The organism is Salinicola halophyticus, assembly GCF_003206695.1.
Lineage (GTDB): Bacteria > Pseudomonadota > Gammaproteobacteria > Pseudomonadales > Halomonadaceae > Salinicola > Salinicola halophyticus.
This window is the reverse complement of record NZ_PZJN01000010.1, coordinates 92066-109401: the sequence shown is the minus strand read 5'-3', so window position 1 is coordinate 109401 and position 17336 is coordinate 92066. Positions and strand designations below refer to the sequence as shown.

The window sequence follows — 17336 nt, the reverse complement described above, 5'->3', positions numbered from 1 at the left end:
ATCAAGGAACTGTCATGACTCAACCCGCGATCAAGGATTTTCTGGCTTCCGAGTTCGATGGCTTCGAGGTGCAAATGGATGCCGATCACGAGCGGGCCGATATTGTTCTCAATCGTCCGCCGCTCAACGTGATCGCCATGTCGCAGCGCGAGGTGCTGCGGCAGGTATTCGAGGCGCTCGACGGCCACGACGATGTGCGAGTCATCGTGTTGCGTGCCGAAGGAGAGCATTTCTCTAGCGGCGGTGACATCAAGGGGTTTCTGGAGGCTTCGCCGGAACATGTCTCCAAGCTGGCGTGGAACGTGGCGGCACCGGCACGGTGCGAGAAGCCGGTCATCGTCGCCAATCGCGGTTATACCTTCGGCGTCGGCTTCGAACTTTCGCTGGCGTGTGATTTCCGCATCGCCTCCGAAACCACACGCTACGCCCTGCCCGAGCAGAACCTGGGCCAGATTCCGGGATCCGGCGGCTCCGCTCGACTGCAGAAGATCATCGGCATCACCCGCACCAAGCACATGGTCATGCGCGCCAAGCGCATTACCGGGGTGCAGGCTCTGGAGTGGGGTATCGCTACCGAATGCGTGCCGGATGATCAGCTGGAAGCCGCCACCCGCTCGCTGGTCGAGGAGTTGCGTCGCTTTTCGCCGCTGGCACAGCGCACCGCCAAGAAGCTGATCAACGACAACGAAGACTCGCCGCTGTCGGTTGCCATCGAGATGGAAGGCCACTGCTACAGCCGTCTGCGCAGCTCGAACGACTTCCGCGAAGGAGTCGAAGCCTTTCATGCCAAACGCAAGGCGGTGTTCCGCGGGGAGTAAATTCGGCGACCGCTGAACGCTCACCAGCAACGACACGATAACTAGAAAACGATAACGAGGAGTCACGCCATGTCTCAAAAAGATACCCGGGCTGCGTTGCCGGTAGGAGACCGTATCCATTGGGGGAAAGACCTGCGTTCGGCTCTTTCCTTCAAGTCCATCAGTACCGGAATCGTTGCAGCGCTGTTCGGTTGCTCGGGACCCGCGCTGATCGTGATCAGTGCGGCGAACGCGGGACATTTGACCAATGGGCAGACGGTGGCGTGGCTATTTGCGGTCTATTTTCTCGGCGGTCTGATCAGCCTGATCATGGCGCTTAGATATCGCCAACCCATCACGGGAGCCTATTCCATCCCGGGGGCGGCGATCATGAGCGCCGCGCTGGTAACGATACCGTTCGCCGAGGCGGTCGGAGCGTTCATCTTAAGTGGCCTCATCGTGCTTCTGCTGGGCCTCAGCGGCTGGGTAGGGCGCATCATGCGCTGGCTGCCCATGCCGATCGTCATGGCGATGATCGCCGGGGCGTTGATTCGCTTCGGCGTCGGGGCCGTCGACTCGGTGGGCGCCGCGCCGCTGATTGCCGGAATGGCGCTCGTTGCCTTCTTTCTGACATCACGCTTTTTGAAGTCCGTTCCGCCGGTACTGGTCGCTGCGGTAGTGGGCTTTCTGATGGCCTTTTTCACGGGTGCCATCCAGACCGGCGGCGTGGATATCGCGATGGTGGCGCCACAGTTCACCTGGCCGAATTTCTCGTTCGATGCCTTCGTGGCAATATCGATCCCGCTGGCAGCGCTGGTGCTTGGGGCGGAAAACGCCCAGGCGACGGGGGTCTTGCTAGCCGAGGGATATCGGCCGCCGGTCAACGCGATGACGATCATCAGCGGCATCGGCGGCATTGTGGCCGGGCTGCTCGGCGGGCACAACGCCAACATTGCCGGACCGATGACGGCGATCTGCGCCTCCGATCAAGCCGGTGCCGACCGTGAAAAGCGTTATGGCGCGACGCTGGTCAATGGCGTGCTGTTTTGCGCCTTCGGGTTGTTCGCGGGCGGTGCGGTGCCGCTGATCATGGCGCTGCCCAAGGCGTTGATTGCCAGTGTTGCCGGTGTGGCGATGATCGGTGTGCTGCTGGCGGCTTTCCAGCAAGCCTTCAACAAACAGTCCGGTTATCAAATTGGGGCCTTCGTGGCCCTGGTAGTGGCGATGAGCAAATTGAGTCTGTTGGGAATCAGTTCACCATTCTGGGCGTTGGTCGCTGGCATCGCAGTATCGGCCATATTGCGCGAGGCCCCCGTCAATGGCGTATCGGCAACGCCGGGCGGGAACGCTCCTGTCGACGGCAGCCGGGTCTAGGCGGTGCATCGGTGAACGGCAGGCGCGGTGGTGCCTGGCGAGATTGGGATGGCGTGACGTCAGGTAATCATCGCTTCGTGAGCGGTTTCATCTTTGGTCCAATGCCACCGTTGGATCGGCTTCGAAATGATATTGTGGGGTGTTGTCCATCAACATAATCGGGATGACCGAGAGGCACTATGTCGAATGCTTATCGAATCTTTCATGGGGGGTTCGGACGAATCGCCTTGTTGGATATGGACGAGCCGCTGGTGCCTCATGCCCATTCCGAGTGTCACGTCCTCATCAAGGCCACCGGGCAGAACACCTATTTCTCGGTGCGCGGGCGTCGACTACCGCTCACCGATGACACCGCCGTGCTCGTCAACGCCTGGGAACCTCACTATTACGACCACCAGGCCGGCGTATCCGAAAGTGTGATTCTGGCACTGTATATCGAACCACGCTGGCTCGCGGCGCTTCAAACGGATCTCTCGACCAGCGCTCGCCCCGATTTTTTCGCGCAGCCGTGTATCGAACTGACCCCTCGCATGCGTCGTCAGGCAGATATCCTGATCGGCGAGATGCTCGGGTTTGGGCCGATGCCCCGGGAAAAAATGGAGAGCCTACTGTTCGATCTCTTGATATCGATCGTCGAAAAGCACTCCGATTGGCATCATCTGGCCAGATTGAAGGCGGGTACTGCGGGCGATTTCTACGATGTCCGTATACGACGAGGCATCGGGCTCATTCTCCAATCCGCGCCGGGAGAGCTGGATCTCGATCTGATTGCTCGCCAGTGTGGGCTATCACGCGCGCATTTCTTCTCGCTGTTCAAGAAAACCACGGGGATGACCCCCCAGATGCTGGCCAACATGGGGCGTATGAGTTCGGCGTTTCAGTGGCTGGCCGATAACCGCCAAGGCTCTCTGGGCAATCTGGCTCAGGAGCTGGGCTTCTCCGAGCAGGGGCATTTTACCCGTTTCTTTCGTCGTCACATCGGTGCGGCGCCGAGTCAGTATCAGCGCGTCATGGATAATTACTCACCCTGAAGCGGGACATGAAGCGTGAAAGCATAGGCGGAGTGCGGCAGCAGCTGTCTCGCGATTCAGCCCCAGCGTGCCCAGACCGGATGGCCGGGCGATATTAACCGCCGCCATGTGAATGGTCGGTCTTTCTATCGCCGACATTGGCCTTTTCCATGGCTGGACATTGGAGCGGGTGACCGGGGCTGGTTTACACTACCTGTTCTGGCGTCGCTCTCGGGTGGCGCTATCGACACACCGGAGTGGGGATGTCCGGCATGCGTAATGCCATTTATGTCACCTTGGCCGCCATCAGCTTCGCGCTGGGCGTGATCGGTCTCTTTCTGCCGGTGATGCCGACCACGTGTTTCATGCTGGCGGCGGTCTGGCTGGCTTCCCGAGGCTCTCCCCGATTCGCCAACTGGATTCGCAATCATCCGCGCTTCGGCCCGCCGATCCAGTCCTGGGAGCGGGAGCGCGCCATCCCCAAGCACGCCAAGATCATGGCCGTGGTCATGCTCAGCGTGTCGTGTGCGATCATCGCTTTTACCGTTTCCCACTGGCCGCTCAAGATCGGCTTGATCGTGGGTCTTGCCGGGCTCGCGGTCTGGATCGTGACGCGCCCGCTACCTAGCCTGCAGTGCCCGGTGCGCGGCGTCTGGTCGGAAGATGCCTCCGAGCGACGTTGACCTCTCGACGGCTGCCGCTGTTTCCCTTCCTGGCATTCTAGCCACGGCTACCCAGAGCCTTGACTATCCCATAGCCACGTCAGCGATTCGATATTGCGCTGGTCACGCGGGTAGAATGGTGTCCGATCGTCGATCGGCAAGGGCATCGATGAATTACGACGGACTCGATCCCGTGATCCGGGCTCGGTTCTCTGATGCGCTCCGCTGATTCGACCTACCCATTTCTGCAAGGAGCGTTGCCATGTCTGAGATGCAAGCGACCTATCTCAAGGATTATCTCCCGCCGGCGTACCGCGTCACGCACACCGAGCTCAGCTTTGATCTCGAGCCGTCTGCCACCCGGGTCAAGGCACGCTTGCACGTGGAACGTCACCCTGGTCGCGAGCCAAACGAGAATGGGGCCGGCCTGCCGCTGGAGCTGGCGGGTGAGCAGATCAAGCTGATCAGCGTCGCGATCGACGGCCAGACGCTGGACGCCGACGAGTTCACGGTCGACGACGAGACGCTGACCATCCCCACGGTGCCGGAGCGCTTTCTGCTCGATACCGAAGTCGAGATCGACCCCGACGCCAATACCGCGCTGGAAGGTCTGTACCGCTCCAACGGCATGTTCTGCACCCAGTGCGAGCCGGAAGGCTTCCGCCGAATCACCTTTTATCCCGATCGGCCGGACGTGATGGCGACCTTCTCGACCACGCTGATCGGCGATCGCGAGTCGCTCCCGGTGCTGCTCTCCAACGGCAACCCGGTGGAGCAGGGCGAGCTGCCCAACGGCCGTCATTTCGTGACCTGGGAAGATCCGCACCCCAAGCCCAGCTACCTGTTCGCGCTGGTTGCAGGCAGCCTGGAAAAAGTCGAGGACCACTACACCACGATGAGTGGTCGCGACGTCTTGCTGCAGATCTGGGTCGAGGCAGAGAATCTCGACAAGACCGAGCACGCCATGGCGTCGCTCAAGTGTTCGATGCAGTGGGACGAAGAGACCTACGGTCGCGAGTACGACCTGGATCGTTTCATGATCGTCGCCGTCAACGACTTCAACATGGGCGCGATGGAGAACAAGGGGCTCAATATCTTCAATTCGGCGGCGGTGCTGACTCATCCGCAGACCGCCACCGATGCGGCCTTCCAGCGGGTCGAGGGTATCGTCGCCCACGAGTATTTTCATAACTGGTCGGGCAATCGCGTCACCTGTCGCGACTGGTTCCAGCTCTCGCTGAAGGAAGGCTTCACCGTCTTCCGCGACCAGACTTTCTCCGCCGACGTCAACTCGGCGCCGGTCAAGCGGATCGAGGACGTCTCGTTCTTCCGCACCGCGCAGTTCGCCGAAGACGCCGGCCCGACCGCCCACCCAATCCGGCCCGATCACTACATCGAGATCTCCAACTTCTACACCCTGACCATCTACGAGAAGGGTGCCGAGGTGGTGCGCATGTTGCGACACCTGCTGGGCTGGGAAGACTTCCGGCGTGGCAGCGATCTCTACTTCGAACGCTTCGATGGTCAGGCAGTGACGATCGAGGATTTCGTCGGCTGCATGGCAGAGGTATCCGGGCTGGATCTCGATCAGTTCATGCGCTGGTATTCCCAGGCGGGAACGCCGGAGATCGATGCCCATGGCGAATACGATTACGCCACGGGCAACTATCACCTGCGCCTGTCTCAGCGCACGCCGGCAACCCCGGGCCAGCACGAAAAGCTGCCGCTGCACATTCCGGTGCGGCTGGGTCTGGTCGGGACCAAATCCGGCCACGATCTGACCTTGACGCTGAGCGGTGAAGACGGCGAGAGCGAGAAGCTGGGCAAGGACGCGGTCATCCATCTGCGTGAAGCGGAGCAGACCTTCGTGTTCACCGATGTCGAGGAGGCGCCGGTGCCGTCGTTGCTGCGCGGTTTCTCCGCGCCGGTGAAGCTTCGCTACCCGTATTCGCGGGAGGAACTGGCGTTCCTGCTGACCCACGACACCGATGGTTTCAACCGCTGGGACGCTGGCCAGCGTCTGACCCTGCTGGCGCTGGACGATCTGATCGCGGCGCACCGTAACGGCGTCGAGAAGGTGATGGACAGTCGCCTGATCGAGGCCTATCGCAGCCTGCTCAACGAACCTGGCGACGACAAGGCGGTGCTGGCGGAGATGCTGACGCTGCCGTCGGAAGCGTATATCGCCGAACAGCAGCCGACGGTCGATGTCGATGCGATTCACGCCGCGCGGGAGTTCGTGCGTCAGTCGCTGGCCTGGCAGCTGCGCGACGATTTCCTCGCCGTCTATCGTGACAATCTGAGCGACGAGCCCTACGCGCCAACACCGGAGCAGATCGCTCAGCGGCGTCTCAAGAACGTCGCACTCGCCTATCTGATGAGCATCGAGAACGACGAGGCCGTCAGCCTGACGCAGCAACAGCTGGAGCAGGGCGCCAACATGACCGATGTGCGCGCGGCGCTGACGCTGCTGGCCCACAGCGGTCGCACCGATCTGGCCGAGCCGGCGCTCAAGGCGTTCGGCGAGAAGTGGGCCCACGATCCGCTGGTCATGGATCAGTGGTTCACGATCCAGGTCACTCGCCCGCAGGCCGATGTGCTCGAACGCGTTCGCTTCCTGATGGGACATCCGCTGTTCTCGATGAAGAATCCCAACAAGGTGCGCGCGCTGGTCGGTGCCTTTGCCCAGAACCGGATCAATTTCCATCGCCTCGATGGCGAAGGTTACAAACTGCTGGCAGACGTGGTGATCGAGCTCAATCGCCTCAATCCGGAGATTGCCGCACGCATCATCACGCCGCTGACCCGCTGGCAGCGTTTCGACGAGACGCGTCAGGCGTTGATGAAAGCCGAACTCGAGCGTATCCACGCCGAGAAACTGTCGCCCAATGTGTTCGAAATGGTCGAGCGCGCGCTGGCGGATGCCTGATGGTGCCGTAGCGCACAGGGCATTTATGGAACCGTTTTATGGAACCGCTTTACGAAACCGTTTCATGGGGCCGTTCCGTGTAACGGTCTGACAGGGCTCTCTGGCTGGAATCCAGGCCGCTATCCGTAGCGGCCTTTTCGTGCCTTCGAGCAGCCTGTATCCGGAGGCATGAGCGGGGAATGAGCGGCGCACGAACGATATACACGAATCGTCTGGCAACGCTTTCGATGATCGGTTCGCGTTCACGCGCGCCCCTATTGTTCTCTTATTGAGAATGAATTATTGTTTTCGTTCTCGATATGAAAATAAAGGTGACGTGATGTCCATTGATCTTGCTGAACGCAGCGCCGACTTACTGGCGAATTGTCTCTACGCCAATATCGCGACCTCCCGGGACGATGTGCCCTGGAACACCCCGGTGACGGCCATACCCGACTCGGCGTTGACGTTCTACTGGTCCTCATGGAAGGAGGCCGTGCATTCACACAACATTGCGGCCAATCCCCGGGCTTTTCTCACGTTCTATGACTCGACCCGCATCAGAGGGACGAATAACCTGCGCGGCATCTATTTGCAGTGCGAGGCCGGCGAGGTCACGGATATCGACGAGGCCGAGAAGGCGTTCCGCCTGCTGTACCCCGATGACACGGTCGATCTGACGAGCTTTCTGGGCGATGGAATCAAGCGTTTCTATCGCGCCACTCCGAGGCGCGCCTGGCTGAACAGTCTGTCGGAGAAAGAGCTGGCGCCGGATACGCTGAAGATGAGAACGGAAGTCTCTCTCGAGGACGTCAAGGCCGCGCTGACATGACGGGCGGGCATCGATACTCGGCCCGGCGAGGCAGGCGACATGGATGATTTCGAATCGCTCAGGATTTTCGTCTGCGTCGCCAGGGAGCTGAGCGTGACCGGTGCCGCGAGGCGCCTGGGCAAGAGCCCCTCGAACGTGACGACCAAGCTGCAGAAGCTGGAGGCGAGCCTCGGTGTCGATCTACTGGTACGCACCGGCAAGCGGATCTCGCTGTCGCACGCGGGCGAGATGTTTCTCGACTATGCCGAGAAGCTGCTCGCGCTGCGTGCCGAATCGATGCACGTGGTGACCGGCGGTCGAGCGCCCGGCACGATCCGCATCGGGAGCATGGAAGCGACTGCCGCCAGTCGCCTGCCGGACTGTCTGGCGAGCTTCGATAAGGCATTCCCCGAGGTGCGCCTGGAGCTCCGGACCGGGCCCTCGATGACGCTGATGGACGATGTTCGTTCGGGGCGAATCGACTGCGCATTCCTGGCGATCCCGCCGTCGTTTCTCGGCAGTGAATGGTCGGATCGGTTGGAGGTTCTCGATCTCGTGTTCCAGGATGCCTGGGAGGAGTCACTGTTACTGCTGTCGCCGAAGGGGATTGCCGACCTGCAGGATTCTACGCTGAGAACGCTGGCGGCTTTTCCTCCGGGTTGCACCTACCGGCGTATCGCGGAAGAGACCTTGAATTTGCCGGAAAGCGATGACTGGACTATCCAGGAGACATCCTCGTATCACGTGATGGTGGCCCTCGCCAGCACCGGCCGTTGCGTGACGGTGCTGCCGGAGAGCGTTCTCGACACCATGAAGATACCCGAGTCGCTCGATGTGACGCCGCTGTGCCGCGTGAAGACTCAGCTGGCCTGGCGCAAAGGTTATGAGACGCCGGCGTTCAGTCAGTTCCTGAGCCATCTGTCAGGGGCGGGTCTGGGGCGATGACCGAGGAACTCTCGACATTTCCGGTCATTCAGGCGAGGCTGCGGGAGAAATGAAATCTTCCAACCACCACTTCTTCGTGTCGCTGCTGCTGTCGCGACTGGCCGACCAGATGCTGCTGTTCCTGGTGCCGCTGGTGATCTATCAGCTCACCGGCAGCGTCGCCTGGTCGGGTCTGGCGTTCTTCTTCGAGACCCTGCCGCGCTTCGTGGCATTCCCGCTGTGCGGCCAGCTTTGCGATCGCCATCGTAACGATCTTCTGCTGCGGCTGAGTCAGCGCTGGCGCATGGCCACCTGCGTGGTCGCGATCCTGGGATATCTGGCACTGCCCCATGTGGCGTGGCTGATCGGGCTGTCGGCCGTGGTCGGCGTGCTGTCGACCCAGGGCGTGATGGCGCGAGAAATGCTATTGGTGCAGGCGTTCGGTTCGGCGCGCTACGAAAGGCTGATCTCCCACGCCCAGCTGTTCGATCAGTTGGGCACGGTACTTGGCCCGGTGTTCGCGGCAGCGCTGTTGGCCCAGCTTGAATGGGAAGTGGTGGTAGTGGTCATCGCGCTCGGGTTTTTGCTGAGCGATATCACGGTGTGGCGATGGCAACGTGTGGCCCGGCCCGAGCTTCCGGTACCACGATCGGCTTCGCCCAACGGGTATCGGGCGCTGTTGATCGCTGGCCGTCACCTGAGAACCAGTCCCGCTTTGCCGGCATCGATCGGGCTGGCGATGGCCGTCAATCTGCTGCTGGGGACGCTGCTGGCAACGGCGCCGGCGGTAGTCACCGGCGTTCAGGGCCATGGCGAAATCTACTACGGTGCCTTGCAGGCCGGCGGCGCGCTGGCCACTGTCCTGGTGCTGCTGTTCACTGCAAGATCGCTGATTCCGGCGGATCGGCTGGGGCTGGTGGCGTATACGGCGATGGCGCTGGGCGGGCTGATGGTAAGCGTGACCGCCATGTCCTGGCTCTACGCGCTGGGATTCCTGCTGGTGGTGGGCTTCGACAAGATGTTCAGCGTGTCGATTCGCAGCCTGCGCCGTCGGGTCATTCCGCCGGAAGACTTCGGCAAGACGACCGGTCTGGTGGTAATGCTCAACAATCTTACCCAGCCGCTCGGTGGGCTGATCGTGAGTGTGACGGCCGGCTTGTGGGCGACGGGATCGATACTCCTGGCGGTGGCGCTCGTCATGCTCGTCGCCGGTGTGCTCATCGTGTGGTGTTATCGTGACCACGTGCTGCCGTCGTGGAATCAGCAGTAGCCGCCAACGAAAACGGGCCGCCATTGGCGGCCCGTTGCTTGGCTGGAATGTGAAGCTGAACCAGACTGTCACGCATAGTGCATGATGCGTCGTACGTGGTGGACGTGGACGTTATGAATAGTGCACGTACATCGTCTTGCTCTTGACGTAGGCTTCGAGGCCGTACTTGCCGTCTTCGCCGCCCAGCCCGCTGTTGCGGTAGCCCTTGTGGAAGCCCTGAACCGACTCGCCGCCGCCACGGTTGACGTAGATTTCGCCGAAGTCGAGCTCGCGAGTCAGCGCCATCAGCTGCTTCACGTTCTGGGTGAACACATAGGCGGATAGGCCGTATTCCGAAGCGTTGGCGTACTCCATCGCCTGCTCGAAACTGTCCACTTTCATGATCGGCGCCACCGGACCGAAGATCTCGTCTTTCATGATATCCATGTCGTTGTCGACATTGGTGAGGATCGTCGGGGCATAGTAGTTGCCCTTGTCGTAGTCGCCGCCGGTCAGACGTTTGCCGCCGGTCAACAGCGTCGCGCCCTGGCTCTGGGCGTGTTCGACCATGTCGTGAATCTTGTCGAGTTCGGCGGCGTTGATCTTCGGCCCCATGTCGACGTCCTTGTCGGTCAGCGGGTTGCCGACCTTGAGCGCCTCGACACGCTGCTTGAAACGCTCCAGGAAGCGATCGTAGATGCCTGACTGCACGTACATGCGTTCGTTGCAGGTACAGACCTGTCCGCAGTTGTTGTAGCGCGAGGCGATGGCGGCATCGACGGCCGGGTCGAGATCGGCGTCGTCCATAACGATGAACGGCGCCTTGCCGCCCAGCTCGAGCCTTACGATCTTGAGATGCTCGGCGGCGGCCTTGTTGATCTCGCGGCCACCGCGCACGCTACCGGTCATGCTCACCAGTTGGGTGATCGGGCTGGTGATCAGGTGATTGCCGATCTCGCGTCCGCGGCCGTTGACCAGATTAACCACGCCATCGGGAATGCCTGCCTGGCGCGCCAGCTCGACGATCTCCAGCGCCGTCAGCGGCGTCTCTTCGGATGGCTTGAGCACGATGGTGTTGCCCGCAGCCAGCGCCGGCCCGAGCTTGCGCCCGATCAGCGCCGCGGGGAAGTTCCAGGCGGTGATGCCCACGACCACGCCATGCGGCACTTTCTGGATCCAGATCTGCTCGTCGGGATCATCCGCGGGGATGATGTCGCCCTCGAGCCGCCGGGTGTTCTCCGCCGCAAAGCGAATCAGGTCGCAGCACATCCCGACGTCGGCATCCGCCTCCGACAGCGGCTTGCCCTGTTCGGTGGTGATCAGGCGAGCCAGGCGCTCGCGGTTTTCCTGAAGCAGTTCGACCAGGCGATAAAGATAATCGGCGCGCTCGACGGCGGTCTTGCGCGACCAGGCCGGAAACGCCTTCTGGGCGGCCTGAAGTGCCTGATCCGCGAGTTTTTCATCGGCCAGCTGGGCGCGGGCGATGACGTCGCCGGTCGCCGGGTTGAGCACGTCCAGCAGCTCGCCGTCGCCGGTAAGCCACTGGCCGCCAATGAACTGGTTGTAAACGTCGACGCCGTTTTGCTGCGATTTGAGTGACTGACTCATCGATTTTGCCTCCTTGGCCTGTTTCCTCGAGAGGAAGGACGGCAGGGCTTGCCGTCGATAGGCCGCTAATCAATGCGGCCCTGTGACTTCAAGGTGGTAGACGAGGCCAGCGATGACAAGTTTGGATCGCCGATCAAACAGGAATGGGCAATAGCTCGCGAGTCGCGGATATTCAGCTCAGCGGATCAGCCAGCTGAGTATCAGCAGGCCGAGCAGCAGCCAGACGATACCGCCGACGACGCCGCCCCGAATCAGCGACCGGATGCCGTTGAGCAGCAGCAATACGCCAATCACCAGGACGACGATGCTGAAGATCGAGTCGTTGATGCCGAGCGAACCGGTCAAACCGTCGACGAAACCGTCGATTGCCTGCCATAGATTGCCGAAGACGGCATGCAGACCATTGACCACGGTACGAATCACGTTACCGATCGCTTCGCCGAGCCAGTTGAAGAATCCATCCATGTCGAGCAGTTCCTTGGAGCTTAGTGGTGTCAGAGCCAGCTTTCGCGGGCCAGGCCTGGAAAGCGAGTTCGAGACTCGGGTTTGGGAATCAGATAGGGCACGCTCAGTCGGTGGACTGCTGATCGCGCAGCCACTGGATCTCCTGGGGCCAGATGGCCGGCTCGACGGTTTCGAGAATCAGCGGGATGCCGTCGGTGCGGCTGTCGCGCATCAAGGCGGTGAATCCGGGGAGTCCGATATTGCCCTTGCCCAGGCTGTGATGACGATCGACGCGACTGCCGAATTCGCTCTTGGCATCGTTGAGATGCATGCCACGCAGATATCGGATGCCGACGATACGCTCGAATTCATCGAGCATGGCGACGGCGGCGGCTTCGGTGCGCAGATCGTAGCCGGCGGCGAAGGCGTGGCAGGTATCGATGCAGGCGCCGACGCGATTCTTGTCGTCCACCTGTTCGATGATCTCGGCCAGCTGTTCGAAGCGAAAACCGAGATTGGAGCCTTGCCCGGCCGTGTTTTCGATCACGGCGACGACGGAATGAGTGGCCGCGTGTGCCTCGTTGATCGACTCCGCGATTCGCGCCAGGCAGTCGCGTTCGCTGATCTTCTTGAGATGACTGCCGGGATGGAAGTTGAGCAGTGTCAGTCCCAGCTGTTCGCAGCGCTGGCACTCATCGAGGAACGCGGCCCGAGATTTGGCCAGCCCGTCGGCTTCCGGATGACCCAGATTGATCAGGTAACTGTCGTGAGGAAGGATCTGGTCCGGGCCGAATCCCTGCTCGCGACAGGCCGTCTTGAACGCCTCTATCGTGGTCTCTTCCAACGGCTTGGCGTTCCATTGGCGCTGATTCTTGGTGAACAGGGCAAAGGCGTTGGCACCGATTTCGGTGGCGCGACTCACTGCCTGATCGACACCGCCTGCGGCGCTGACGTGGGCTCCGATGGTCTTCATGGGTGATTCAATCCTTGGAACGAGCGCTCGCAGTTTACCAGCCCCTTCATGGCGGTGTCCCGCGGCTGCGCCAGGCCGGCTAAACGCGACACCCGATCCCGCATAAGCCTCATTCGCGGTCGAACGAGACCCCGTCATTGATCGAGCGCAGCCGACTCATGGCGTCATCCACGGAAAACGGAGCCTTGCGCGGCGGGTCGTAGACTTCGCCGTTGGTGCCCTGGACGATCAGGTCGATGGCGTAGCAGCGGCCATCGATCATGGCGCGATAGCCCTCGGCGTTCTGGAAGTGACTCATGCCCGCGTCGCCGAGGGTGAATCCGCTGAAGGCTTTCCCGCCGATGATCGTTTTCGACGACATCGCCTGGGCGTTGGCCGGCACGGTCAGGCAATGGTCGACGGCGCTCGCGTCATCGCTCGCCCCGAGGCGCCATAGCGCCGTGGTGATCTCGTCGGACTCGGGCAGCTTCAACAGGATCAATCGATCGCCGGGTGCGTCATCTTCGAGTTGCCAGCCACCGTTGTCGAAGTAGCTGGACGCCTCGCCATCGACACGCGTCAACTCGGCGTCATATGTCACGCTCAGCGGATAATCCGCGGCGTGGAATGTCTGGTTCGAGACGCCGTCAGCCTGAGTCGGGGAGTCGTGTTGCTGGCAGGCGCTCAAGGCGGTGACGGTCAACAATGCGAGCGCGGTCGTGGGCAGTAGCTTGAGCATCGAACTTTCCTTGGTGTGAAATCCCACGGCCAAGCGTAGCCGATAGATCAGCGCGCTTCCGGTGCGGCGGCCATCGTCTATCGGATCATGTCGATCATCGATGGCTAAAGTTGATGCCCGGATCAGCCGATAGCCGAGTGGATGGACCGAAAGATCGAAAAAAACCTAAGACAGATAGACGCATCACCTTCCTTCAGATCAAGGAGTTTGCGATGGATACCGCAGTCAATGCCGCCGTCGGCACAGCGTTGGCGCTGCAGAACTTCAATCAGGGCCAGGAAGCGCAGAACAGCCTGCTGAAGAAGTCTCTCGATGGGCAGGCCTCGCACATCGAGCAGTTGATGTCTTCCGTGGCACCGACAGCCGAGCTGGCCTCGTCCGGTAGTGTGGGAACGCAGATCAACACCTATGCGTGAAGGTTGATCGGTTGATAAGGCGGATAGCGAACGCGCTCCACGGAGCGCGTTTTTTATCCGACGTCACGGGGCGATCATGCCTCTCGCTGCTTCAATATCCCAGGCTCGACCTGGGCTTGGGCGTGTCCGGCTTGTAGCGGGAAATCGTTTCGATGGCGGCCTGGTGCAGCAGGCTGATATCGATGCCGACGGCGATGAAATCGAACCCCCATTCGGCATACCGTTTGGCATCCACCTCGGCGGGCGCGAGGATGCCGGCCGCCTTGCCGGCGGCATGGGTGACCTCGAGCGTGTGACGAATCATCTTTTGCACGTCCGGATGGTTGGGGTTGCCGGCGTGACCGACACCGGTGGAGAGATCCACCGGGCCCACGAAGACGGCATCGACACCCTCGGTGGCCGCGATCGCTTCGGCGTTATCGACGCCGCTCTGAGATTCCACCTGCACCACCAGACAGAGTTCTTCATGGGCGCGTGCCAGGTAATCCTCGACGCTGTCCCAGCGCGTCGCCCGGGTCAGACCGCCGCCGACACCCCGGAAACCGTGAGGCGGATAGCGGGTCGCCGCCACCAGCTTCGCCGCCTGCTCGGCCGTGTCGACCATGGGAATCATCAACGTCTGGGCGCCGATATCGAGTAGCTGCTTGATCAGTGCCGGGTCGTGGTTGACGGTTCGCACCACCGGGGCGCAGGCATAGGTCGTGATGGTATTGGGGGTGATGGTATCGGGGGCGATCGCATAGGGAGCGATAGCCTGCAACTGGGCCAGTACGGAAGGCACCGTATTGGGCGCATGTTCGCCGTCGATCAGCAGCCAGTCAAAGCCGGTGGTGGCAAGAATCTCGGTCGCGTAGCCGGTACCGAAGCCGGCCCAGCAGCCATAGCGTGTATTGCCATCGAGCGAGCGTTTGAATGGGTTCTCTGGCAGTTGCATGGCTACGGCTTCCTGTCGTGGCTGGGGAAAAGACACAAGAAGGACCGGGCATTTGCTGCGCCGGCCCGGATGGAACAGACATTATCCTGGGGATAAATCCTATCCTCGAGAAAAAACCTATTCCAGGGTTGTCGGTTTCACTCATGCCCATGTCGCGCTAGCGATCTAGTTCGTCAGCCCCATCTCGCCCATGATCTTGCCGAACTTCTCGTCGTCTTCGGCCATCAACTGCGCGAAGTCATCGGCGTCTCGCCACACCACGCCGTAACCCTGTTTGGCCATGAAGTTCTGATAGGCGTCGCTGTCGTAGGCTTTCTTGAGGGCGTCCTCCAGCGTTGCCACCACGTCTTCATCCATTCCTTTGGGTCCGACAATGCCACGCCAGGCGCCGAGCGTGAAATCACTCCCGATCTGCTCCTTGAAGGTGGGGATATCGGGAAAGCCTTCGAGTCTTTCGGGGGTCATGACGCCGAGGCTGTGAAGTTCTCCGGCGTCGATCATCGACCTGGCTTCCGGCAGTGAAGATGCCACCAGGTCAATACTGTCGGACGCCAGCTCGGTCATGGCCGGCGCCGAACCCTGGCTGGGAATCCAGGTAATCTTCCCGGCGGCAATGTTCTGGTCCATCAGAAAACCGTTGAGTGCCACGTGCCAGATGCCGCCCAGGCCGGTACCGGACGCCGTATAGGTGCCTTGCGGGTTGTCCTTGACCTTGGTGACGAAGTCTTCGAGATCCTTGAACGCCGAGTCGTCAGCGACCGAGAGACTGGCGGAGTCGAAGTTGATCTGCGCGATCGGCGTGAAATCCTGATAGGTCAGGTCGGTCAGCCCTTGCCAGTGCATCATCGCGACTTCGACGGTCGCCAGGCCCAGGGTGTAACCGTCCGGTTTGGCGTTGGCGATCGCGGTATGGCCGACGACGCCACTGCCACCGGTTCGGTTCTGGACGTTGATCGTCTGGCCGAGCTGCTCCTCCAGCGAGGAGGCGATGATGCGGGCGGTTGCATCGGTACCGCCGCCTGCCGCCCAGGGCACGATCAGGGTGATCGGCTTTTCGGGATAATCCGCCCATGCCAGTGGCGAGGCCAGAACGGCGGCGGACAACAGCAGGCTGAGATGACGGGGCGCGCTGGATCGTTTCATGATGACCTCGCTGGGCATGCTTGTCTTTGAAAGTGAGTCTTGAAGATGAACTTTGCATGCAAAGTCTTAACTCAGACATCACGGCCCGACAATTGCGCAATCGTCTAATGGGAGCTGGCGAACAGCGCCGACAGTACGCCGTCGGGATCGGCCCGCCGATGCGGCCCAGCGCAGGGCGCCGGGCCTGACATCTCGCGTGCGGAAGCGGGGTCCTTTACTGCGAGGCGATTCGCTGGCTGGCGCTGGTGAAGCCCATCAGCGACAGGTCCATGTCGAGCCGCTTGCCGTCGGGGGCGATGACGCTGACCGTGGCCTTGTTGCCGCCGCGCAGCTGAGCGAGCAGCTGCGGCGACAGCGCCAGATTAGCGCGGCAGCCTTGTTGCAGGCAGACCTGATAGGGCATGCCCACCGGTTCGTTGTCGTCCACCTGAAGCTGGATACCCGGCGCCAGACGCACGCCTAGCGGCAGAAGGAAGACCATGACCGGACCGTCGGCCTGGGCCGGAAGGCCGACCATGGCGCGCATCAGCGAGTCGTCGCTGTCCGGGTTGCTGACCATCTGGCTCATCACGCAGCTCTGGCGCTCACCGCCCTTGGGACAGCGCACTTCCCAGGACTGGAACTGCTCGGTATCGACCTGTGGTTCGCTCGACTGCTGAGCCTGTGCCGGCGTCAGGATGGTGGCGGCCAGCGGCAGCAGCCAGGCGAGCAGGGTACGGCGAAGAGACATTGCATTTTCCTGTGTTGTGATCGGTCGGGCGTCGTCATGCATGAGTATGGCCTAATTCGCGCGGCGCGGGACACCTCTGCGCTTCAAGGGCACTTCTGCCATTCAGGGGCAGATACGGAGTCAGAGCTCCACCGGCACGCCGCGATTCTCGAACACGCGCCGCAGAACGAAACTGGTATGGGCGCCGGTGACGCCCTCGATGCGGTTGATGACGTGCAGAAGTAGATGCTGATAGTCATCCATGTCGCGCACCAGAATCTTGAGCTGGAAGTCCGCCGCCTGACCGGTGATGATCAGGCACTCGATGACATTGGGCACTTCTCGAATGTGGCGCTCGAAGTTGTCGAAGCGCTCCGGGGTGTGAAGATCCATCGAAATATGCAGTAGCGCCATCAGCTGGTAACCCAGATGACGCGCGTCGACATCGGCGCGATATCGCACGATCAGGCCGTTCTCTTCCAGCGCCCTGACGCGTCGCAGGCAGGGGGAGGGCGAAAGGCCGATACGGTCGGCCAGTTCCTGATTGCTGATACGCCCCTCCTGCTGGAGGAGTTCGAGTATGCGTCGATCGTATCGATCCAGGACTAGCGGCGCCGGCGTGGTCATGGGTAATTTCTGCCTTAAATAGAATATTT

17 protein-coding genes are annotated in these 17336 nt (G+C 61.3%); 9 read left to right on the top strand and 8 right to left on the bottom strand.

The features are described from left to right. Positions 1 to 14 precede the first annotated feature (14 nt). The 8 genes from DOM58_RS16530 to DOM58_RS16495 all read left to right on the top strand — a co-directional run bounded on the left by DOM58_RS16530 (position 15) and on the right by DOM58_RS16495 (position 9756). On the top strand, positions 15 to 818 hold the full coding sequence (locus tag DOM58_RS16530; RefSeq protein WP_110693792.1) for an enoyl-CoA hydratase/isomerase family protein: 804 nt from the start codon (positions 15 to 17) through the stop codon (positions 816 to 818). A gap of 69 nt (positions 819 to 887) precedes the next feature. Continuing rightward, on the top strand, positions 888 to 2171 hold the full coding sequence (locus DOM58_RS16525) for a benzoate/H(+) symporter BenE family transporter (RefSeq protein WP_110693791.1): 1284 nt from the start codon (positions 888 to 890) through the stop codon (positions 2169 to 2171). 236 nt (positions 2172 to 2407) lie between these two features. Beyond that, positions 2408 to 3202 (top strand): helix-turn-helix transcriptional regulator, encoded by a 795-nt coding sequence (locus tag DOM58_RS16520; protein WP_245392315.1) that lies wholly within the window; start codon positions 2408 to 2410, stop codon positions 3200 to 3202. Positions 3203 to 3453: 251 nt separating this feature from the next. Beyond that, positions 3454 to 3864 carry a YbaN family protein gene (locus tag DOM58_RS16515; protein WP_342588596.1) on the top strand — a complete coding sequence of 137 codons (411 nt, stop codon included), beginning with the start codon at positions 3454 to 3456 and terminating at the stop codon, positions 3862 to 3864. Positions 3865 to 4105: 241 nt separating this feature from the next. Next, positions 4106 to 6772 (top strand): aminopeptidase N, encoded by a 2667-nt coding sequence (pepN, locus tag DOM58_RS16510; protein ID WP_110693789.1) that lies wholly within the window; start codon positions 4106 to 4108, stop codon positions 6770 to 6772. 319 nt (positions 6773 to 7091) lie between these two features. Beyond that, positions 7092 to 7583, top strand: a complete 492-nt coding sequence (locus DOM58_RS16505; RefSeq protein ID WP_157957571.1) for a pyridoxamine 5'-phosphate oxidase family protein — start codon at positions 7092 to 7094, stop codon at positions 7581 to 7583. A gap of 39 nt (positions 7584 to 7622) precedes the next feature. Further along, positions 7623 to 8507 (top strand): LysR family transcriptional regulator, encoded by an 885-nt coding sequence (locus DOM58_RS16500; protein WP_110693787.1) that lies wholly within the window; start codon positions 7623 to 7625, stop codon positions 8505 to 8507. Between the two features lie 49 nt (positions 8508 to 8556). Then, positions 8557 to 9756: an MFS transporter gene (locus DOM58_RS16495; RefSeq protein ID WP_110693786.1), complete on the top strand. Its 1200-nt coding sequence runs from the start codon at positions 8557 to 8559 to the stop codon at positions 9754 to 9756. Between the two features lie 111 nt (positions 9757 to 9867). Here the strand turns inward: DOM58_RS16495 and aldA are convergent, their stop codons facing one another. The 4 genes from aldA to DOM58_RS16475 form a co-directional block, all read right to left on the bottom strand. Further along, complete coding sequence (gene aldA, locus DOM58_RS16490) at positions 9868 to 11343, bottom strand: aldehyde dehydrogenase (protein ID WP_110693785.1); 1476 nt, start codon at positions 11341 to 11343, stop codon at positions 9868 to 9870. A 177-nt stretch (positions 11344 to 11520) separates the two neighbouring features. Beyond that, a complete protein-coding gene (locus DOM58_RS16485; protein ID WP_075561657.1) occupies positions 11521 to 11808 on the bottom strand; it encodes a hypothetical protein in 288 nt (95 codons plus the stop codon). Between the two features lie 103 nt (positions 11809 to 11911). Next, entirely contained in the window at positions 11912 to 12760 is an 849-nt protein-coding gene (gene nfo, locus DOM58_RS16480) for a deoxyribonuclease IV (protein ID WP_110693784.1), read from the bottom strand. Between the two features lie 109 nt (positions 12761 to 12869). Continuing rightward, positions 12870 to 13478 carry a hypothetical protein gene (locus tag DOM58_RS16475; RefSeq protein WP_110693783.1) on the bottom strand — a complete coding sequence of 203 codons (609 nt, stop codon included), beginning with the start codon at positions 13476 to 13478 and terminating at the stop codon, positions 12870 to 12872. Positions 13479 to 13690: 212 nt separating this feature from the next. On the opposite strand from DOM58_RS16475, the gene DOM58_RS16470 reads away from it, so the two are divergent. Beyond that, a complete protein-coding gene (locus DOM58_RS16470) occupies positions 13691 to 13894 on the top strand; it encodes a putative motility protein (RefSeq protein ID WP_075561660.1) in 204 nt (67 codons plus the stop codon). Between the two features lie 91 nt (positions 13895 to 13985). Here the strand turns inward: DOM58_RS16470 and DOM58_RS16465 are convergent, their stop codons facing one another. The 4 genes from DOM58_RS16465 to DOM58_RS16450 form a co-directional block, all read right to left on the bottom strand. Continuing rightward, positions 13986 to 14828 (bottom strand): HpcH/HpaI aldolase family protein, encoded by an 843-nt coding sequence (locus tag DOM58_RS16465; protein ID WP_110693782.1) that lies wholly within the window; start codon positions 14826 to 14828, stop codon positions 13986 to 13988. A 165-nt stretch (positions 14829 to 14993) separates the two neighbouring features. Further along, positions 14994 to 15971, bottom strand: coding sequence for a tripartite tricarboxylate transporter substrate binding protein (locus DOM58_RS16460; protein WP_188113830.1), 978 nt, complete (start codon positions 15969 to 15971; stop codon positions 14994 to 14996). 214 nt (positions 15972 to 16185) lie between these two features. Then, positions 16186 to 16701, bottom strand: coding sequence for an invasion associated locus B family protein (locus DOM58_RS16455; protein WP_110693780.1), 516 nt, complete (start codon positions 16699 to 16701; stop codon positions 16186 to 16188). A 120-nt stretch (positions 16702 to 16821) separates the two neighbouring features. Beyond that, positions 16822 to 17307, bottom strand: a complete 486-nt coding sequence (locus DOM58_RS16450; protein WP_110693779.1) for an Lrp/AsnC family transcriptional regulator — start codon at positions 17305 to 17307, stop codon at positions 16822 to 16824. Positions 17308 to 17336: the final 29 nt, after the last annotated feature.

Excerpts from the sequence above, each read along its gene's own strand:
- DOM58_RS16530 (WP_110693792.1), top strand. The coding sequence starts at position 15 with ATGACTCAACCCGCGATCAAGGATTTTCTGGCTTCCGAGTTCGATGGC.
- DOM58_RS16525 (WP_110693791.1), top strand. The coding sequence starts at position 888 with ATGTCTCAAAAAGATACCCGGGCTGCGTTGCCGGTAGGAGACCGTATC.
- DOM58_RS16520 (WP_245392315.1), top strand. The coding sequence starts at position 2,408 with ATGGACGAGCCGCTGGTGCCTCATGCCCATTCCGAGTGTCACGTCCTC.
- DOM58_RS16515 (WP_342588596.1), top strand. The coding sequence starts at position 3,454 with ATGCGTAATGCCATTTATGTCACCTTGGCCGCCATCAGCTTCGCGCTG.
- pepN (WP_110693789.1), top strand. The coding sequence starts at position 4,106 with ATGTCTGAGATGCAAGCGACCTATCTCAAGGATTATCTCCCGCCGGCG.
- DOM58_RS16505 (WP_157957571.1), top strand. The coding sequence starts at position 7,092 with ATGTCCATTGATCTTGCTGAACGCAGCGCCGACTTACTGGCGAATTGT.
- DOM58_RS16500 (WP_110693787.1), top strand. The coding sequence starts at position 7,623 with ATGGATGATTTCGAATCGCTCAGGATTTTCGTCTGCGTCGCCAGGGAG.
- DOM58_RS16495 (WP_110693786.1), top strand. The coding sequence starts at position 8,557 with ATGAAATCTTCCAACCACCACTTCTTCGTGTCGCTGCTGCTGTCGCGA.
- aldA (WP_110693785.1), bottom strand. The coding sequence starts at position 11,343 with ATGAGTCAGTCACTCAAATCGCAGCAAAACGGCGTCGACGTTTACAAC.
- DOM58_RS16485 (WP_075561657.1), bottom strand. The coding sequence starts at position 11,808 with ATGGATGGATTCTTCAACTGGCTCGGCGAAGCGATCGGTAACGTGATT.
- nfo (WP_110693784.1), bottom strand. The coding sequence starts at position 12,760 with ATGAAGACCATCGGAGCCCACGTCAGCGCCGCAGGCGGTGTCGATCAG.
- DOM58_RS16475 (WP_110693783.1), bottom strand. The coding sequence starts at position 13,478 with ATGCTCAAGCTACTGCCCACGACCGCGCTCGCATTGTTGACCGTCACC.
- DOM58_RS16470 (WP_075561660.1), top strand. The coding sequence starts at position 13,691 with ATGGATACCGCAGTCAATGCCGCCGTCGGCACAGCGTTGGCGCTGCAG.
- DOM58_RS16465 (WP_110693782.1), bottom strand. The coding sequence starts at position 14,828 with ATGCAACTGCCAGAGAACCCATTCAAACGCTCGCTCGATGGCAATACA.
- DOM58_RS16460 (WP_188113830.1), bottom strand. The coding sequence starts at position 15,971 with ATGAAACGATCCAGCGCGCCCCGTCATCTCAGCCTGCTGTTGTCCGCC.
- DOM58_RS16455 (WP_110693780.1), bottom strand. The coding sequence starts at position 16,701 with ATGTCTCTTCGCCGTACCCTGCTCGCCTGGCTGCTGCCGCTGGCCGCC.
- DOM58_RS16450 (WP_110693779.1), bottom strand. The coding sequence starts at position 17,307 with ATGACCACGCCGGCGCCGCTAGTCCTGGATCGATACGATCGACGCATA.